A 19965-nucleotide genomic window follows, 5' to 3' on the forward strand; every position below is an offset into this window, starting at 1 on the left:
AGGTATTTTTACGGTGAGCCAGTGATTTGATTTTTTATAAATCCGCAATATTTCTGTAGAGTTATTTATCCACCGGATTGAAATGATGATGAAGAAGTTTTACCTCGTTTTTATATTCCTCGTAAGCATCATACACACATCCGCTGCCGACTTTCTTGACGATGCATGTACTCCCTTCATACGAGTCGATCCCACTGTTGCCCTCGACAAATACCCCGTTGCGATTCCCCTCAAGGGAGGTCCGCTGCGGGTATTGTTCATCGGTCAGCGCGATACTGTGGGAAGATTGAGCGTCAGTGTGGCAGCCCGGCTTGACTGTCGTTTTGAGGCTGTGCTGACCGAAAACCGTAAGAAGCTCGGAATTCCCGCGAACGAAATGAATTCAAAGTCCCCCGTTCTCTCTCAGGAGGCTGTTGAAAAGCGAGCCGGACAGCTTTTCCGCGAGGAATGGGATGTCATCTGGCTCGATTTCGAGTTCGGCGCTTTACCGGAGGGATTTCGTCTTACGCTTATCGATCGCTTGGAAAAGGGAACAGGTCTCGTATATGTGGGTGAATCCCGGGAAATCGAAAAAATCGGTGCATCGGGAAAACTCGATGACGCACGGCTGAAAGCTGTCTCTTTCGGGAAAAACAGGCCGGAATGTATCGGAATGAGGAAACAGGGAATCGTGACCGTATTACCTCCTCTCGACCGTAACGGCAGTTTCAGAGACAGGGGAGATTTCCTCACCCTTGCAATCAACACGATCATGTTTGCTTCAGGCCGTGACAATGGTCTCATGATCACAAAGATTCCGGACCCCGGAAAGACCATCGAGCAGGAATCCGTAGCGATCATGAATTACCGGATATACTTCTTCAACAGCGGCGAAACGAAGCCGATGAGAATTATCGGACGATACCGGGATGAGACGGGCGAACAGATAGAAGAAACGAATACCGTATACAAGGTCGAAAACGGGAGAAGTTATGTTATCGTTGAATATCCTTTTCTTCCCGTAGGCTCTTATTCACTCGATATTTCGGTTTCCGACGACGATGGCGTTGTCGCACTGGGCGGGACATCAATTTCTGTCACCGGGCAGAAGTACATCACTGACCTTGAATTCTGGGAAATGTCCGCACCCGAGGGTGGACTGATAATCGGTAAACTCAAGGTTTCGACGAAGTTCACCGACGCGATGAGTGTCAGGTTCGATCTTCTTGACTGCAGAAGACGTCTGATCGGCAGAAATGAGCCGGTACCCGATCTCAACCTGAAAAATGTCGATTTTGTGTTTAAGGTCGGACACATCAATGAGCGGATCATGTATGTCAGGGCATATCTGGTCCACAGCAATAAAACCGTCCAGATGGTCGAAAAACCGGTTTATATCAGCCGTCTCCACGATCCGCGGAGATTTTCACTTGTGGTCTGTGATAACCGGGCTTCGGAATCCACGAGCGTTGAACGTTATACGGTACTCCGCGATGCTGGTGTCACCATGCTGGACATCGATATGACCGCTCTTCATGATATGGACAGCATATTCAGGGCCGCCTCTCATGCCGCATCGGGCGGAATGGGGATTATTCCGCGGATTACACGGATCGCAAGTTCCTCATCCGGCCCTGTCATGGAGCCGGTGATGACGACGGTGGATTTTTATGAGACCCTGGAAAAAAGAATCAGGGCGGTGGCTGACACATTACGTCATTTTTCCCCGCCTGCCTACTCGATCGGACGCGACAACATGCTTACCGGTTACGATGTCGATGTGAGTTTTTCGCAAACCGACAGTGAATCGTTCCGTAATTATCTGCAAAACAGATACACATCGGTCGAGAATGTAAACAAAGCATGGGGGAGTGCTTATCCGTCATTTACCGACATTCAGCCCGTACCCTTCGCGCAGGCCCGGAAAACAGGCGAATACGCAGTATGGCTCGACACGAGGCTTCACATGGAAGATGTATTCACGCAGGCTCATAACGGGGCGTTTGAAGCCTTTAACAGCGCGGAAAACGGCATGAAAGTCGGCATCGAGGGGTTCGGTAACTCATGGAGTCCGTTCAGAGGGTACAACCTTTTTGATCTGACCGGTTTTTTGACGCTGGCTGTTTCCGGGCAGGAAACAGGAGCCGGATATCCCGGTGACGTAAGTGTTTCCGCCGCGCTTGAATCCTTTATTCAGCGCGATTCGATGACCGGTCTTTTAGCTGGCGGCGAGATGTATCCTCTGGGCAGCGAGGAACTGCTTCGCGCTGCGCCCTGGCAGAGTCTGTTCCTCGGCATGAACAGTGTATGGTGGAACTCGGCATTCGGCGGTATCGATGCGGCGCTTACCCCTCAGTATACACTGTCGCCGGCGTTTTCGGTGCTTGCCGGAGAAGCCCGTGAAATCATGAGTGGTATCGATCTCCTCCTGTACGGAAGCACCCGGCTTGTCGATACGGTCGGTATCCTCTACAGTCCCCTTTCCAGGATGGCGGCATATACTTCGGCGCAACAGGTTTCCAGTGAAGGCTCGTTAACGGATGGGAAAGGGATTACCGGCTCATCCACCGATACTGTCCCGTCGGTATCGAAGTCCGTACGGTCGTTTTATCTAGCATGTCAGGACGCGGGTTTTACCCCGATGTTTATTTCCGAAGATCAGTTGACCGAGGAATGGCTTGCGGAAGAGAAATTCGATATCCTCATCCTGCCGTATAACCAATCGATGGGGGATGAGACTGCGCAGGTCCTCAGAAAATTTGTTCTTAATGGCGGTACCCTGATAGCCGACATGCGGCCGGGGGTGATGAACGATCATCTCTTCATGCGCGAAAAAGGCGCGCTTGATGATGTGTTCGGCGTTGCGCAGGGCACTGACAGGACAGTTTCGCTGGCTCCGGGAACATTCGAGCCCCTGCAGGTCGATGGCGGGTTTCTGCCGGAACATACGTTCGAAAACTGTCTGAGCGACCCCACAATCAGGGCTCTTGAGGGTGTTCATGTCTTGGCCCGTTCCGGGAAAACTCCGGCTGTTATTGTCAACAGATATGGAAACGGAAACGGTATATTCCTTAATATGTGGATGGGAATGTATGAAAACATGCGCATGGAAAACCATGAAAAGGTATTCAGGGATATTGTTTCGTGGTGTCTCTATACGGGTGGAGCCGGTAAGCCCTATATCTCCGTCCGCGATTCATCGGAGGCTCTTGCGCGGAAAATCAGTGCCACGGTTTTCAGGGATGATCAGATCGAATATGTCGGCATTTTACCCGATCCGGGTATGACGGCTGAATACTATCTCCGTGATGGTTATTATCTCGATCTGTCCCAGATCGGGAAATCGTATTTCGTTTACGATGTCCGCAGCGGCGCTTTTCTGGGAGCCAATCAGCGGATATCGGTAACTCCGGCGCCGGGCAAAGCCGAGCTGTACGCTCTTCTGCCTTACCGGGTGAAAGACATCGAACTGAGATTGAAAACCCCGGTCGTTCAGGCAGGCGGTACACTTGAGTATACGGCTGCAGTAATTCCTCAGGGAATAAACATGAAACCTGGCCGTCATGTGTTCCTTATTACCGTAAAAGGGCCTGATGGCAGTATCCAGCCATTCTTCTCGGAAAGCAGGGAATCGGTGAACGGGATTTTACAGTCGTCGTTGAATATTTCTATAGGCGATCAGCCCGGTCGATGGGTTCTTGAAGTCAAGGATATTACCACGGGAAAGACCGCCGAGAAGGGTTTTATGGTGATGACAACAGGAAGAATGTTGCCAAAATGATGATTTCAGTTGATTTTTCTCTTGTCAATATATACATATGATATTAAATTTCATCGTGGTAGGAGTGAGGGTCAGCGTATTTACTGTTAGAATTATTCTCAGAGCCTTAATAAATACAATAAGTTAAAATGTATAAATGCGAGGGCGCAAATGAAACGGTCGATGCGGATAGTTTGCTTTTTGTTTTTTGTTTTTCTGTGTGGAAGGGTAACGGGACAAAATATTTACGACCTTCGTAAATTAACCGAGCAGGATTGGCTCAACATGTCTACCGAGGAGAGATTGAATGCCCTCGGCAGGACCAATGCGCAAGCTCAGAACCAGACATATCTTGGAAATTTCGGGACGAATTATGAGAGTTATAGAAAATGGGGATATGATTTCTATGAAATGGAAGACCGGTATGAGAATTACTCCTTCCGTGGATTTGAAAACTACAACATCATCGAAGAGCGGCGATTGAGATGGTCGTACAATGAATTCGGCGACAGAATCGCCAGGATGCGTTATGATGGTAATATATGGAACGAATCGTATTCCGGGGATGGAACCTACACGGTTACGATGCCGTATAATTATATCAACTCGATCGCTCAGGGTCAGGTCGATGGCGTGTGGCTTGCACGGGAATCCACTGAAGACTGGGCAATATCGGTAATCGGTGCCGGTGCGATACGAACGAAGTACTCTCCGCTGACATTGAGCCTTCCCAATATGCCCGGTATGAGAATCGACTGGCAGTCGCAAAACAATACCATGAGTATTGTCAACAGTAATCAGATAATCAGTGATGGAATGCTGGTAAGCAGGGGTGGTGTTCTGTTGCGCGGCGGACGTTTCAGCCGGAAACTCGGTGTTCTTACGATCGGTGCGACCTATGCGAACATGTACGCTTCACAGGGGAACAGGGAAGGTGGCGACAGTTGGTACGGCACGGTCAGTAATTTTACTCCGACGCCGCTCATTTATGCTCTGCGGTTCATGGATGATTCTCCGGATGATAATGAAGGCGGACCCTCTATTTACAATGTAAGACTCAAGGTAAACGGAAAGTACAGGGACGATATCAAGCCCAAGATTATCCTTGATGATGTCACCCGTGACCGTACAACGGCAATTACAAAGGTTACCGAACAGGCTTATGTGGACCCGATGTCAACGGCCGGTAACGGCAGACCCGAGTTTGATACGCTCCGTTTATTTGAGAATATGCCTAAATATGCCGATTTTTATTATTATTTGGATTATGTTAAGGGAGCCAATCTCAAAAACGTTCAGAATAACTATGATCTCAATCTCGCTCAACAGTATTTTCAATTTCTCGATCCGGGATCGGGTGTTGTTAATGTAAATGGTACCCAGACGGTCGTGTACTGGTTTGATATTACCAGTATTACAGAACAAGTGACTCGCGTGGAGGCGGAAATAACAGTTGCCAATGATTATAGAATTCAGACATCGATGGTCTATACGAAAGAAGTACAGGGCGGTAACGATACAGCCGGTAAGGTGACCAGTTTTTATAATGGTGCATACTGGCGAACAATGGCACAGGCGGAGGGTAATGTCAAGGATGGTTCTAACCTGACAACATTCACCCTCGATTTCGGATTCCAGGTTGCGTCGATTGTTTATGGTCTGGATGCCAATTTCAATCTGTACGGACTTAAAGTCAATGCGGAATATGTTGCCAATTCGAGTCATTATATGTATCCCGATGGACTTCCCGGAACAGGCGAGCCGGAAAATATCGTCTCCGGACAGCCGCCGAGAACTGGCCACAAGTGGGCTGAAATCGATGACGCATATTATATAACGGCCCAGAAGGACTGGTCGAAGTTCGGGTTTGCGGCTGAGCTCTTTAAAATGGGCAAATTCTACCGGCCGTGGCTTGATTACTATATGCCCGCAAAAGTTGCATCGAGTACCGGCGGGCAGTCACAGTTGAACACCCGTAACGATACCATGCGTTTGCCGCTTATCGAGGATAACGACGATAACGATGTATATCCCGATACCATGCCTGTAAACCGTACCATCGGTGCTTATAACATCTATTCACACGAGGATCCCGATGGTGTGTTTCCCGGCAATGACGAGGATAACGACGGTATTGCGGATAACAACAAGAACAATAACGAAATTGCCGATTACAACGAATCATTTCTTATGTTTGATGTGGATCCCGATGAATTTGTTTTCGGCAATGACTTCAATAACAACAACATCCCCGATTTCCGTGAAGACGATATGAAATTCGACACTCCCTATGACCTGGACCGGAAGGGACATCATGTTTACTTCAGGTATACACCGGCCAGGAGTGTTAACCTGTTTTTCGGATCATTTAAAACCAAGGGTGTCGGTCTCGATTCGAGAACCAATGATGATTACTTCAAACTTCAGGTCAATTACAATGTGTTTGATGTCGGTAAGTTGTATGCCGAATACCGGTACGAAAAAATACAGGACAATGTGCGCGATCCCTATATCCAGGTGTCGAACAAGTTCAGAACCGATTACCTTATTCCCGGTATTACTTCGACAATCGGCCGTTTTACCCGTGAATTTCTCTATGACGAACTTGAATATAAGGACTCGAAGGTCAACCGGTTTTTCATGGAATCGAAAATCAGAGCCGTACCTTCGATAACTATCGAAAATCACGTGAAATTTGAGAAAAACGACTGGGTTACAGGTTTTTTATACGACAACACGTACCAGCCTGAACAGACCATCAACACCTTCGCAATGGTTAACAAAGTTGTCTATACCAAGCAATTCGGAAATTTTGTCTTTTCGCCGGGTGTGAAATTCCGGTTTTATAAGAAAGACCGTGACGATGTCGCGCGTCCCAATGATTACTATACGACGCGGATTCCGCTCATCATGCTGAAATATATCATTTCGCCCAGGACCAATTTTACGCTCGGTCTTCAGGGTATTCCCGGATTTGAGTTCCAGTTCAAGGATCTGGTTCAGAAAGAAAATGACTATGATCAGAAAACCTATGCTCTGCAGCTCGAAAACCGTACGACATATTTCGGATATGAAATCTGGGCTGCGACAGGATTCCGGTTTGATGAGCAGACATATAAGGAAACAACCCGCGCATTCGAGGACTACAAGAGTTCTACTCTGTACGTGAATATTCTTCTCGGCTGGTAAAAATATGCCGAATCGTGAAAAAAACGAGGCGCTCGATGAGACGTCTCGTTTTTTTTGCTTTTATGAGCTTATCAGCAAGAGATTATCGGTGTTGAAGTTTTTTTCAATCAAGGATTTCAGACTGTATGAATCATGAGTACATCATTACGATAGTACTTGTTGGTTTACTCGGCTCCGCACTCGGATCATTTCTCAATGTTGTCATATACAGGCTGCCCCGCGGGGAATCGCTCGCTTTTCCCGGTTCCCGCTGTCCATTGTGCGGAGTACCGATACGGTATCGTGACAATATACCTGTTCTGAGCTATATTGTGCTGGGTGGTCGGTGCAGAGCATGCAGAGCCCCGATATCGAAGATATATCCCCTGATCGAGATACTGACCGCCTGCATGGCGGTGATATTGTTTATGCTCAATGACTCCTGGCTGAACTTTACGGCCGACCTTATGCTCGGTTTGATTCTTCTCGCGGTATTTTTTATCGATCTCCGGCATATGATTATTCCTGACCGCCTCAACATAGCCGGAGGAGTGCTGGCGTTTGTGTTATCCTTCCGATGGGGGACTTACGGTATTCTCAGGGGCGCTGCCGGCGCCGGTGTGGGGCTGGTGTTTCTGGGTATCATGATGCTGCTGGGAAAGGTGTTTTTCAAACGTCAGGGTATCGGAATGGGAGATATGAAACTCGCAGCGGTCATCGGATTATTTGTCGGCCCTTTCTGGTGTTTTATAACTTTTACCCATGCAGTGATTATTGGCGGACTATGGGGGACATTTCAGATTATTTCAGGAAAAATCAAGACAGGACAGGAGGTCCCTTTCGGCCCTTTTATCGCGCTTGGTGGTTACAGTGTATTATTTTTTCGGCACCAGATACTTTTTATTGTTGACCGCTATCTCGCGATGTTATAAAATATATTTGAAACCTGTCGAAAAACGCCGTCCCGATGATAAAACCTGTCAAAGGTCGGCACGAGTCCCCGATTGATGATTTGGGGACCGGCTTACTTGCTCTTGACAGCGGCAAACAATAGATATACAATAGATATTGTATTATAGGGCGACTGAAAAGATACTTTTTCACGCCATCCCGGTCTGATTATCGGTTAATAACGGGTCGGTGAAAGAATTTTATATGAAGGGAGCATGAAGTGGCTCAGATCGATAAACTGTTTCGCTTATTAAAAGAACGAAAAGGTTCTGATTTGCACATCAGCGTGGGTGCTCCGCCGCTTCTTAGAATTTCAGGTGATCTGACACCGGTCACAAATACGCTGCTTCCGCCGGAAGAAACGAAAAAACTCCTCTATGAAATCATGACGCCGTACCAGCAGCAGAAATTCGAGGAGATCAAGGAAGTCGATTTTGCCTATGCCCTTGAAGGCACGGGAAGGTTCAGGGCCAATGTTTTTATGCAGCACCGTGGGATTGCCGCGGTTTTCCGCATAATTCCCGAGAAGATTCTTTCCATTGAGGAGCTTAAAAGTCCTCCGCAGATACTGAACTTTGCCAAACTCCACAGGGGGCTCGTACTGTGTACCGGTCCCACCGGAAGCGGAAAATCGACTACCCTCGCTGCTCTGGTCGATTATGTCAATAATACCCGCTCGGAGCATATCATTACCATCGAGGATCCCATCGAATTTGTTCACCCGAACAAAAAATGCCTCGTCAACCAGCGTGAGCTGCATGCCCATACCGATTCCTTTGCCGCGGCCCTCAGGTCTGCGCTCCGTCAGGACCCCGATGTCATTCTTGTCGGAGAAATGCGCGACCAGGAGACTATTCAGCTGGCGATGACGGCTGCCGAAACGGGACATCTCGTTTTTGGAACGCTCCATACGAACAGCGCCGCGAAAACCATCGACCGTATTATCGATGTATTTCCCGCCGCTCAGCAGGGCCAGATTCGTTCGATGCTTTCAGAGTCCCTGAAAGGCGTTATGGCGCAAACCCTCCTCAAGAAAGTCGGCGGTGGACGTGTAGCAGCCATCGAGATACTTGCTGGAACCCCGGCTATTGCAAATCTTATCCGTGAGGGTAAAACGTTCCAGATTCCATCGGTTTTGCAGACATCGAAGAGTGACGGCATGCAGACAGTCGATATGGCGCTTATCGAACTGTATCAGAAGAAGCTTATAACCGTTAATGATTGTATCGATTTTGCGTCGGATAAGAAAGTTATGAGGGCTCAGCTCGGACAATAACGATAAATTTGTTGTTTGATTGGTTTTTTATAATATACAATAAGTTGTGTGTGTTTTAGTTTATGACGTCATATATTGTTGTCTTCACACATAAGTTTCATTTTCACAGGGAGTTGTTAAATATTTATCTTGACAGATTCAAAAAAGAAAGATAAATTTAATTGTAATAAGCTGATAAATGGCATATATGAGAGTGATGGCGCACAAAGCATTTTCATAATAAGCTCATGGGGGTGAGTTGCCCCCATTTTTTTGTCTTTTTCCGGAAGTGAACATTGGTTGTGATAAAGGACAGCCCGGTATGCAACTGCTTAAAAAGCAAGTGAGTACGATAGGTCTCGACATCGGATCCAGCATGGTGAAGGCGGTGAAAATGTCAGTTAAAGGGAAGGCCCATGTATTGGAAAACTTTGCTCTGGAGCCGATTCCGGAAGGTACTGTACAATCCGGAGAGATAAAAGACCCGTCCATCATAGCGCAATCGATTAAAAAAGCTGTTGGCCGCTGTGATCCTCATGCCAGGGATGTTGTGGTAGCCTTGCCCAATTATGCCATACTTTCGGAAGTTCTTACAATGAATATAACGCCCGAAAAGGAGATGCGCGAGGCTGTCATTATCGAGGCTGAGCAGATGTCGGCGTTTGACATGAACGATGTCGAGATAGATTACGCCGTCCTGGAGCGTGACGAGGCCGCCAAGAAAATGAGAGTACTCATGGTGGTCGCCAAGAACGATATTATTTATGCGTATATAGAATTTCTCAATGAGGCGGGATTACGGCCTGTTATTCTCGATGTTGACCTGTTTGCCCTGACCAACATTGCCCATATCAATTACGATTTTGAAAAGTACAGAGCGAGTGTGCTTCTTAATATTGGTTCCGAAAGCACGGTCGCTGCATTTATCAGAAACGGTGTATTCCATTCTTCGCGCGATATATCGGTTGCGGGGATGACCTTTATTAAAAAACTCGAGATGATCTCTGAAATCCCCAAAAACAAGATTTTTGATATTATCAGGGGAGACATCGGCGCAGAAAGCAATATTGAAGTCATTGCGGATACGCTGAATACAACGAGCAAGGAATTTGCTAACGCTGTAGGAGTTGCCATTTCCTATTTTCAGGCCTCCGATGCGGTCGATAAGATCGATCTTGTTGTTCTGACCGGAGGATTTGCATGGATTCCGGGTCTCATTAATGTGCTCGAACTCCGTACCGGAGCTGAGGTTGTTATTCTTGATCCCTTCAATCATGTCCAGTTTACCGAAGGAATCATGGAAGGAATTGATCCGAAAAAAATCGGTACGGTATTGTCAACCGCAATGGGCTTGGCTACCCGTAAGGTTTAAGGCGGAGGAAGCAGTGTACATTAACATAAACCTGTTGCCGCGGGAATTAAGACCCAAAAAAACGTCATTTCTTTTCAATATCCGTACCCTCATGGTGGTGGTTATTATCGTTGCCGCTGCCGGCCTGGGAGCATATTATTATTACCTCAAGGGGGCCATCAGGTATCAGGACAGTGCAAAACAGTCGCTCGCGAAACAACAGATACTGCTTTCGGCAACAATAAACCTGCAGGCAGAAGTCGATACGCTTACCGTAAAGGTCAGAGAACGTATTAATATCATAAAGGAACTCACCTCGGACAGCGATCTTCGGTTTGCCATGCTTCAGCACATTAACAGTATTTTACCCGAGAACCTGTGGCTTACGAGTATTGTGGAAAAAGAGGATAAAGGTGTTATTTTATATACACTTGAGGGTATGTCTTATTCAAAGGAAGACATTTCCAGTTTTCTCCAGGGCCTGGAGAAATACGACAAATTCAGGAATGTGGCATTACAGTCGATAAAACCGTCGCCGATGGAAATCAGGGATGCGTATCAATATGTCGTGAGTGTCGAGTTGGCTGGATTCGAGCCTCCTCCGCCTCCGAAGGAGAAAGCGCTTCCCTCCAAGCAGGCTGCGGCTAAAAAATAATCGGGATGGATTGAACCATGGCAATAGATTTTGACATAAAAGACCCTAAAAATCAGAAGATGATTGCGATTTTTATGGTCCCGGTTGTCCTGTTGGTTCTTTTCTATCATTTTATGATTAAACCGGTAGTGACCGAATTACAGTCGAAAAAAGCCGAGATTGTCACGCTGACACAAAAGCTTGAAGCGACAAAGAAAAGCCTCCATAGCCCTGCAGAGCTCAACGCTCAAAAAGAGCAGCTTCAGGAAAAATACAGGGAGCTCGAACAGTATCTTCCCGATACGGAAAACGTCGCCAGGCTTCTTGATCAGCTCTCTGAAGTGGAGTACACGGCGAAAGTATATGTTGTCGGATTTGATGCCACTCAGACGATAGAAGGCAAAGGAAAGCCATACAAACAGAATAAATACAAGATGACCGTTCAGTGCGGGTATCATCAGTTTGCCGATTTTATGGGCGGAATTATGACTCTGCCGAGAATCCTGAGCGTTTCGGAATTGAAGATGTCTCTTAATGCCGATGTGGTTCAGGGAGAAAAAAACGAAGCCGAGGCTCAGACAGACCAGCCGAGAAATCTCACCGTTGAATGTATTCTGTCATCGTATATCTTCACGGGAGTACAGGCAGAAGAGCCGGTGTCTAAAAAAAGCCCTGCCAAAAAATAGATGTGACGGGTTGATGCTATGAAAACAGTAATGGTACTCATAATCCTTGTTTTTCAGACGGCGCTTTCTCAAGATGTGTGTGCTCAGGCGAAAACTCCGGCCTCCCCGGCTCCCGATTCAACGGTAAAAGCCGAGGGACTCACTGATTTCACACGATCTGCGCCTGTATATGATGCCCAGGGGAAACGTGATCCTTTCGGTTCTCTCGCTCCCGCGGAAGTTGAAGAAAACAAGAAGATCAAGGGGCTTTTTAATTACGAGAAAGCAAAGTTGCAGGGTATCGTTAAAACCGATGACGACATATATGCGCTTGTGCTGGACGCCGATGGTTTCGGGCATGTGCTTCGCGTGGGTTACATGGTTTATGGCGGGTATGTGACGGACATCACTGATGACAGCGTCCGTATACATGTAGTTAAATATGGGCGGTCGATTTCTGTGGACATGTTCCTCGAATCCTCGAAATCGACGGTTCTTGTCGAGCAGGACGAGAAGAATGTCATCAAGAGACCCGGAATCGATATCGTGTATGAGACAGGCAGCCAGCCTCAGAAGACAATAAGGATAGAGGATATTGTCATACCGTCACTTTCAACAAAAACGCTTGAGGAAAAATGGCTGAGTACAAGTGGTGAGTTCCCTGTGGTCGAACAGCAGACCGAAAGTACTTCCAAAGAGAATGTGAAAGCATTTTCGCTCTACGATCCTCCCGATGACTCGTGGATCAGGCTGCCCCATGTATTGAAATGGTCTAGGTATGATGGCGATTCTGTAACGTATATACTTCTTGTCGATGACAATCCGGATTTTGGCCCTCCGAATATCATAAGGGAAAAAGTCAGGGAAACATCATATATTCTGATAGAGGATATGGAGTTACCGCTTAATAAGAAACTGTACTGGAAGGTTATCGCGCTTGACAGTTCCGGAATTGAGCTTCCCTGCCGTCAGTCCTGTTTATCATTCAGGATAGCCGGCAATAAATGATCGAGGTGACCGCTATGAAAAAACATATGGTTTATGCTGCACTGCTTTTCGGGGTATGTGCGGTTTTCTTGTACGGAACAGGGACATGCGAAACCTCGCAGAGTCCGACTACAATAGAGATATCACGGCTTGATTTTGAGAATGCGGATATCCGTCAGGTCATCAAAACCCTTGCGGAGATAGGTAACCGTAACATTATCCTCGATCAGGATATCACCGGCGCGTGTACGATTTTTCTTAAGGATATAACATGGGAATCGGCGCTTCTCGCGGTACTCAACATGAAAAATCTCGTCGGGTACGAAGATAACGGGTATATCAAGGTTCTTCCCCGTGAAAAATACACCTTGCAGATCAATTCTCTCAAAGAGATTCAGAAAAAACAATCTGTCGAAGTAAAACTTGCCGCCCCCAAAAAGGTGAGGGTAATTCAAATTCACCATGCGAATGCGGCAAATGTCAAGACAACCATCGATCAGCTGCTTGGCGATGCGGATAAGCCATCAGTCGATATACGGACAAATTCTCTCGTGTTTACCGCATCGGATTCCAGCCTGGCTGTGATCGAGGATATTATCAAGGAGCTCGATAAGGAAACAAAGCAGGTTTCCATCGAGGTCAGGATGGTTACCGTTGATTCCGGATTTCTCTCCGAACTCGGTGTGAACTGGTCGGCGGTGAAAAACAATAATTCCGCTTCTCAGAATACGGTTAACGTGGCGAATCAACTGATTGTCGGTAAATATGCGGGTTCCATTTCGGATGTGATGCTCGAGGCGACACTCGCATCGTTGATCGACAAGAACAAAGCCGAAGTTATATCGCGTCCCCATATAACGACCCAGGATAACGAACAGGCGATCCTCAGGTCCGGCCAACAGATACCGTTGCTTTCTTATGACGAAGCACGTAATGTAGTTCTCGATATGATCGATGCCTCGACCGAGCTTCAGGTCACTCCTCACATACTCACGGATGATCGTATTCTCCTTGATGTAATGGCTGCGAGGAGAAAGGGAGAAGCCGTTGGTACGGGAGTGAGAATTACCGAGGAGAAGGCCGACGTTAAAATTATAACATCAAACGGTGAAACTGCGGTTATCGGCGGTTTGCGTCAGATGTCGGATACAAAGAGTGATACGGGTATCCCGATTTTACAGAATATCCCGCTTGTCGGGCAGTTGTTCAAGTATACGAAAATTGAAAACAAGAAAACCGATCTGGTTATTTTTATAACACCGAATATTATTGAACGGGTTAAGACAGAGTCGCCCCAATGATGTTCGGACGAACGCTGTATCATCTTAATGGTTTTATATATGACACGCTGAGTAACCTTGGTGTGTAACTGATCTCTACTGGGGTGAACCATGAAAAGAATAATTGGTAATTACTCGGCACATCTGAGCTGGATTGCGATATTGTCGATTGTTGGCATACTGTTTGTTTTCTCCTGTGAGCAGACAACCGGACCCGGAGATGATAAGGTCGAGGTGTCCAACAAGCTGCTTATCTTAACGGATAAGGCCTCTATTGTCGCCAATAAGGGTTCGGTGAATATCTCCGCTAAAGTATATGCCGACGATGACACTTCCAAAGCGATGAGCGGAATCAAGGTTAAGTTTACCGCCGACAACAGCGCAACGGTGCAGACGGTTAACGATGTTACCGATACCGGCGGTATTGCCCGCGCGATTCTCTTTGCCGGTTCCCAGGAGGGAAAGGTCAAGATTACCGCAACCATCAGCAATTATTCCAATGCCGCTTACGTTACGGTCACGCCCGATTCAGGATTGATCGACACCAATCTGTCCATGAATCTCACAAGCGAACCTGCGGTTCTTCCCGCGAACGGGAGTGATGTTTCGGTAATCAAGGCACAGCTTTTCGACAGTGAAAAAAATCCCGTTCAGGGTGAGACCATTCATTTCACGACATCTCTCGGGATCATTCAGGAATCAGCCACTACCGATGAGTGGGGTGTGGCGACCGTCGACCTCAAAAGCGAGCGTTTTAACGGGAAAGCCACGGTAACTGCACGGTACAACCAGATAACCAGGCTGACCTATGTCGAGTTTTCCGGCGCTGTCGTCAAATCCCAGGCAACCCCTACGGTTCTGGTTGCCGATAATACATCGAAAGCGGTCCTGTCGATTTCGCTGAGCGATGCTTCCGGCTCTCCCGTGGTTGATGGACTGGTCAGTTTATCCACGACACTCGGAACGCTGATGTCCGCGGACGGCGTATCGCACGGTTTGTCGATTGTCGATTCAACATCCACGCAGGGCAAGGTAACCGCATACCTTACATCGGACAAGGACGGAGAGGCGACGATCACCGTTTCCGCGCTCGGTACCCTTGACAGTCTCACCGTACAGTTCACCAACTATACATTTTCTCTGGCAGCTGCAGAATCGGAGATTTACGCCGGCGGTCAGAAAACGACCGTCAACGCCTCTCTGAAAGATAAAGATGGCGCCATCAAACCGATCAGCCGCGATGATGTGAATTTTTCCACAACCCTTGGCACGATTGTGTTCAGCGAAATTAAAACGGACGGAACTGCTGTTGCTGAGCTGACGAGCGGCTCATCCGCTGGAACTGCCACGGTAACGGCATCGATTAAAAATCCCCCGGTCAGCTCTTCGACCACGGTGAATTTTATCGCTGCTTCCGCCGACTCTGTATTTATCCAGGCTGACAGACTCTCGGTCAAGATCGGCGGAGAAGAGGTCGAAATACGGGCGACCGTGTATGATGTGACCGGAAATCCCAAATCGAATGAGACGGTTACATTCTCGATACTGAAAGGCCCGGGCGGCGACGAAAAGATTACTCCTCCTACCGCGGTTACCAACTCCCGCGGCCAGGCGGTTGTGTCGTTCAAGTCCGGCAATCAGGGTACGAGTCTCGATGGTGTGGAGATACAGGCACGGATCGGAAATATTTTTTCCAATATAATCAAGCTGACCATTGCCGGCGAACCGTATTCGGTTGTTGTCGGTTTCAGCGCGAGCTCGTTTACGACGAATCCCGACGGAACTCATGGAATCGGTGTTTCCGCCATTGTCTCCGATGTAAACCGGAATAAGGTTTCGGACGGTACTATCGTGAACTTCTCTCTTCGTGGTGATGTCGGCGTCATCGAGGGCAGAGTCCCCACGAAGGACGGCGTCGCTTCAACGACACTCATTTATGCATCGTCCGATGCGGGGAAAGAGGTCGAGGTCATCGCTTCATCCGGCGGAATCAGTAATTCCAAGAGCGTCGTGCTTCCCGGGAAAGCCGGAACTGTCGCCACGCTCAGTATTTCCCCGAAAGAAAGTTATGTGCAGGCCGATGGAATCAGCACGGTCAGTCTCAGTATTTTCCTGACCGATACCAATGGTGAACCGCTCTCGAACCGGACTGTTTATTGCGAAACGGACCTCGGGGTGATTCAACCCTCCGCTATTACCGGCGATCCCAGTATTCCCGATTCTTCACCGGGTAAAGCGGTTGTCTCCTATACAAGTATAGCGTTACGGCAGGACAGTGTTGCGAATGTGAGAATATATTCAGGCGAAGTCGAACAGAAAGTGAAGATATATCTCAAAGGCATCACGATGTCAGTAACCGCTGACCCTTCCGAGCTTCCGTCGGATGGTCAGTCCAAGTCCACGATTCACGTACTCATAAAAGAGGTTTCTTCCGATATACCGATTTCGGGCAAGGAAGTGAGATTCGGCTCGACCCAGGGTTCTATCGGAGGAAGCGCCACTACCGATGCGAGCGGTATCGCCACCTCGACGTTTACCTCGGGATATGCTCCCGGGACAGCCTATATTAAAGTAAATTACGGCGCCACGCTCGTTGATTCTGTTGCGATTATCATAAAGGAAGTAAAGGCCCGGGGTATCGAGCTTTTTGCCAATCCGTCCCAGATACCGGCCAATGGGATCAGCACATCGATAATCACTGCCCTCCTGAGAGATGATAATTATAACCCGATAGTCGGTGAAAACATAATCTTTTCCACGACGCTCGGAACGATAAGCTCCTCCGATACGACCGATACACAGGGCCGCGCGGAAGCTACCCTTGTCAGCGACAGGCGGAACGGTGAGGCAACCGTAACCGCCAAATTCAAACAGCATGTGACAACCATTCCCGTTAACTTCACCGGGGTTAAAATCAATGTATCCGCGTCACCGGAGAATCTTTTTGCCGGCGGCGAAGAAGAAACCGTCGTTTCCGCATATGTCAAGGATGCCGCGGATGTTGCGATTGTCGGAACCGATGTGAAATTTGCATGGTATCTCGATATCACGAAAATCGGTGAAAAAACGGTTAAAACCGATGTTCAGGGACGCGCATCTATTGCCTTTGCAAGCGAGAATTCGGGAAAGGCGAAAATTGTAATCGAAGGCGCAGGCGCTGTTGATTCGACATATGTGACTTTCACCCGCCTCAGATTCACCATCGGAAGCGACCAGGATTCGGTTGCGACCGGCGGCGATAAACTCCATCTCTGGGCGCAGCTCTACGATACGGTTTCCGAGAAAAACGTGGAGGGTGTAACGGTTGAGTTTTATACGACGCTCGGAACCATAACCCAGAGCGATGTCACCGATGCCGAGGGAAAAGCGTATGCTGATCTGGTGAGCGCCAATACGGCAGGCTCGGTGACTGTTTCGGCATCGACGAAATACGGTAATGACAGGATTTCCACCGAGAAACGGTTTACCTATGTGAATGCCCAGCCGGATTCGGTAATTCTGAGAACCGATGCCAATATTGTTGGTGTCGGCGGAGGGAATTCACGGCTTATTGCCGTTGTTACGGACAAATACGGCAATCCCGTGTCCGATGTGCTTGTCAGTTTCAAGGTTCTGAAGGGTCCCGCGGGAGGCGAAGAAATCAGGCCGCCGACTGTGACGACCGGATCTTCCGGAACTGCCAGTTCATTCTTCTATTCCGGCCAGCTGCCAAGTGCATTCGAAAGTGTGTTGATTCAGGCCCAGGTCGGAGCGGTTCAGTCGAATACCGTTGCGTTGACCATTGCCGGTGCACCGGAAACGATTCGACCCGGTTACAAGACCGGTACCGACCAGACCGGACTCGATAATAATGACGGCACGTATTCACTTCCCATATCGGCGCTTGTGCTTGATGTTAATTCCAACGGCGTTGTGGACGGTACCACCGTATACTTTAAGGTCGAACCTCCTGAAGGCGCTGTCATCAGCCCTGTAAAGACAGTCAACAGCGTGGCTGCGTCCAAAATTACCTATCCTGCGGCTTCAGCCGGCAGAAAGGTCACCCTGACCGCTTCCGCGGGAGGCAAGGAAGGCTCGATATCCTTCACGCTTCCGGGATTCATGGTCTCGTATCTTTCGGTCAGCGCATCGCCGAAGAGTATCCCTGCTGATGGAAAATCGACATGTACTATCAGAGCGACAATTTTTGATATAAGCGGTTCTGCGGCAAGTGTCCCCGATGGAACCACGATTTCGTTCACAACCGATGGCGGAACGATCGATCCCTTTGTTGCAACAACCGTTGACGGTGTGGCGACCACCACGCTTACGAGCGATAAAAACGCCAACAGGTATGTGTTGGTAACTGCAAAATCAGGTACCCTGCAGGATTATACTTCTGTTTTGTTCGCAGAGGTAGGGACGAGTGTCAATCAGGTTTCCGATATCGAGCTGAGCGCCGAGCCTTCGATCATCGTTGCGGATGGTTTGATGGAATCCATTATTACCGCTACGCTCAGGATGTTTGACGGTTCAGTTATCACGACACCCACTACCGTTTCTTTCACAACGGATGTTGGAGATATTGAAAAATTCACACGTTCCGACGAGAAGGGCATTGCTACCGCCCGCTTTACCTCCGGCGTTGTCGGTACTGCAAATATAACCGCAACAGTGGGAACTGTCACCGGAACGACGACAATTATCATTATCCCCGGACCGCCGCAGTCGGTGGATCTGGTATTTGAACCCACTTCAGTGGGCATTCAGGGTTCGGGACGAAACGAGACTCTGCTCATTACGGCCAAGGTCAAGGATAACAAGAATAATCCTGTCGGTGACGGCAATCTGGTCAAGTTCGAACTCGTCGGTACATATGATACTAATTCCTCGCTCTCGCCTTCCGGTGCGACTAACCATGAAAGCGAACCTGTTCCCACCGTTAACGGCGCTGCGAGAGTTTCATTCCATGCCGGTACCAAGTCCGGAGCTATTCGTGTAAAGGCTACGGTTGTCACCGAAAACGGTGAGCCCGTGTCACCGCCTATCACGAGCGAGACGACACAGTTCCTCGTTTATGCCGGACCGGCATACATGGATATGACCAATCTCAACGATCCGTTCACAAATTCACGGATGAGACTCTATGGCGGGCCGCTTAATATTTATGCCGGAGCGATCGGAACGAATGATAACAAATCCACGATCACTGTCGTGGTGGCGGACAGAAACAACAACCCTGTACCAGAAGGTACGGCGGTCCTGTTCAAAACGACAGGCGGGACTATTACTACGGATACGGGATTTACCGACAAAAATGGTATGGCCAGTGTGACACTCTATTCGACCAATCCGTTCCCGACACGGTTGAATTCAAATACCATTGCCAACCCGAACAGTAATAATCCACTCACCTCGCTGCGTACGCCTGCGAGCTTTGACATGCCACCTTACGATAGTCTGAAGTCCTATTTTGATATCGATGGCGATGGTTTATATAATAATGGTATTGCCATTGTCACCGCTCAGACCGAGGGTGTCAACCAGAACGGAAACGAAGTAACCGTCTGGAATTTCGTGCCTATTATTTTCTCGCTTGGAGTTTCGACATTCGAAATTAATACAGAGCCGGAAATTCTTTACAATGGAGAAACAGCGATATTCGAAATTGTTGTTCACGATGTGAACGGAAATCCGGTCGTAGGCGGTTCTGAAATTACCTTCGCGTCAGCCAAGGGAGTATTGTCGACCTCGAAGATCGTAACCAATTCCCCGGGAGAGATAAGGTACACGGTGAGCCTGACCAACAATCTCGATCCGGAGAAAGACAAAGCCGGAAACACGGTTGTTACTGCGACCCTGGCGAGTCCCAATGGTAAAGCGACCGCGAGTGATGCGATCTATCTGAGTCTTGGAACTGCACCGTAATGATCGTTGAGTATTGACATCGATCACA

The 19965-nt window shown here is 48.3% G+C and carries 10 protein-coding genes; all 10 read left to right on the plus strand.

The genetic code is table 11. The features are described from left to right. Window positions 1–85 precede the first annotated feature (85 nt). Window positions 86–3760, plus strand: coding sequence for a beta-galactosidase (locus LLG96_12370; GenBank protein ID MCE5251005.1), 3675 nt, complete (start codon window positions 86–88; stop codon window positions 3758–3760). A gap of 264 nt (window positions 3761–4024) precedes the next feature. After that, window positions 4025–6928 (plus strand): hypothetical protein, encoded by a 2904-nt coding sequence (locus LLG96_12375; protein ID MCE5251006.1) that lies wholly within the window; start codon window positions 4025–4027, stop codon window positions 6926–6928. A gap of 125 nt (window positions 6929–7053) precedes the next feature. Further along, the gene (locus tag LLG96_12380; GenBank protein ID MCE5251007.1) at window positions 7054–7839 is read left to right on the plus strand and encodes a prepilin peptidase; all 786 of its coding nucleotides are present in this window, start codon (window positions 7054–7056) and stop codon (window positions 7837–7839) included. 239 nt (window positions 7840–8078) lie between these two features. Next, window positions 8079–9134 carry a type IV pilus twitching motility protein PilT gene (locus LLG96_12385; GenBank protein MCE5251008.1) on the plus strand — a complete coding sequence of 352 codons (1056 nt, stop codon included), beginning with the start codon at window positions 8079–8081 and terminating at the stop codon, window positions 9132–9134. Between the two features lie 301 nt (window positions 9135–9435). Further along, window positions 9436–10485, plus strand: a complete 1050-nt coding sequence (locus tag LLG96_12390) for a pilus assembly protein PilM (protein MCE5251009.1) — start codon at window positions 9436–9438, stop codon at window positions 10483–10485. A gap of 13 nt (window positions 10486–10498) precedes the next feature. After that, window positions 10499–11119, plus strand: a complete 621-nt coding sequence (locus tag LLG96_12395) for a PilN domain-containing protein (GenBank protein MCE5251010.1) — start codon at window positions 10499–10501, stop codon at window positions 11117–11119. 17 nt (window positions 11120–11136) lie between these two features. Further along, window positions 11137–11784, plus strand: coding sequence for a type 4a pilus biogenesis protein PilO (locus LLG96_12400; GenBank protein MCE5251011.1), 648 nt, complete (start codon window positions 11137–11139; stop codon window positions 11782–11784). Between the two features lie 18 nt (window positions 11785–11802). Then, window positions 11803–12771 (plus strand): pilus assembly protein PilP, encoded by a 969-nt coding sequence (locus LLG96_12405; GenBank protein ID MCE5251012.1) that lies wholly within the window; start codon window positions 11803–11805, stop codon window positions 12769–12771. Between the two features lie 14 nt (window positions 12772–12785). After that, on the plus strand, window positions 12786–14051 hold the full coding sequence (locus LLG96_12410) for a hypothetical protein (GenBank protein ID MCE5251013.1): 1266 nt from the start codon (window positions 12786–12788) through the stop codon (window positions 14049–14051). 90 nt (window positions 14052–14141) lie between these two features. Next, window positions 14142–19937: an Ig-like domain-containing protein gene (locus tag LLG96_12415; GenBank protein MCE5251014.1), complete on the plus strand. Its 5796-nt coding sequence runs from the start codon at window positions 14142–14144 to the stop codon at window positions 19935–19937. The last annotated feature ends 28 nt before the right edge of the window (window positions 19938–19965 follow it).

The organism is bacterium (assembly GCA_021372535.1).
In the GTDB taxonomy this organism is placed as follows: Bacteria; Latescibacterota; Latescibacteria; order Latescibacterales; family Latescibacteraceae; genus JAFGMP01.

Bases quoted from the DNA above. Each gene is read 5' to 3' on its own strand.
- LLG96_12370 (MCE5251005.1), top strand. From the start codon at position 86: ATGATGAAGAAGTTTTACCTCGTTTTTATATTCCTCGTAAGCATCATA.
- LLG96_12375 (MCE5251006.1), top strand. From the start codon at position 4,025: ATGTCTACCGAGGAGAGATTGAATGCCCTCGGCAGGACCAATGCGCAA.
- LLG96_12380 (MCE5251007.1), top strand. From the start codon at position 7,054: ATGAATCATGAGTACATCATTACGATAGTACTTGTTGGTTTACTCGGC.
- LLG96_12390 (MCE5251009.1), top strand. From the start codon at position 9,436: ATGCAACTGCTTAAAAAGCAAGTGAGTACGATAGGTCTCGACATCGGA.
- LLG96_12400 (MCE5251011.1), top strand. From the start codon at position 11,137: ATGGCAATAGATTTTGACATAAAAGACCCTAAAAATCAGAAGATGATT.
- LLG96_12405 (MCE5251012.1), top strand. From the start codon at position 11,803: ATGAAAACAGTAATGGTACTCATAATCCTTGTTTTTCAGACGGCGCTT.
- LLG96_12410 (MCE5251013.1), top strand. From the start codon at position 12,786: ATGAAAAAACATATGGTTTATGCTGCACTGCTTTTCGGGGTATGTGCG.
- LLG96_12415 (MCE5251014.1), top strand. From the start codon at position 14,142: ATGAAAAGAATAATTGGTAATTACTCGGCACATCTGAGCTGGATTGCG.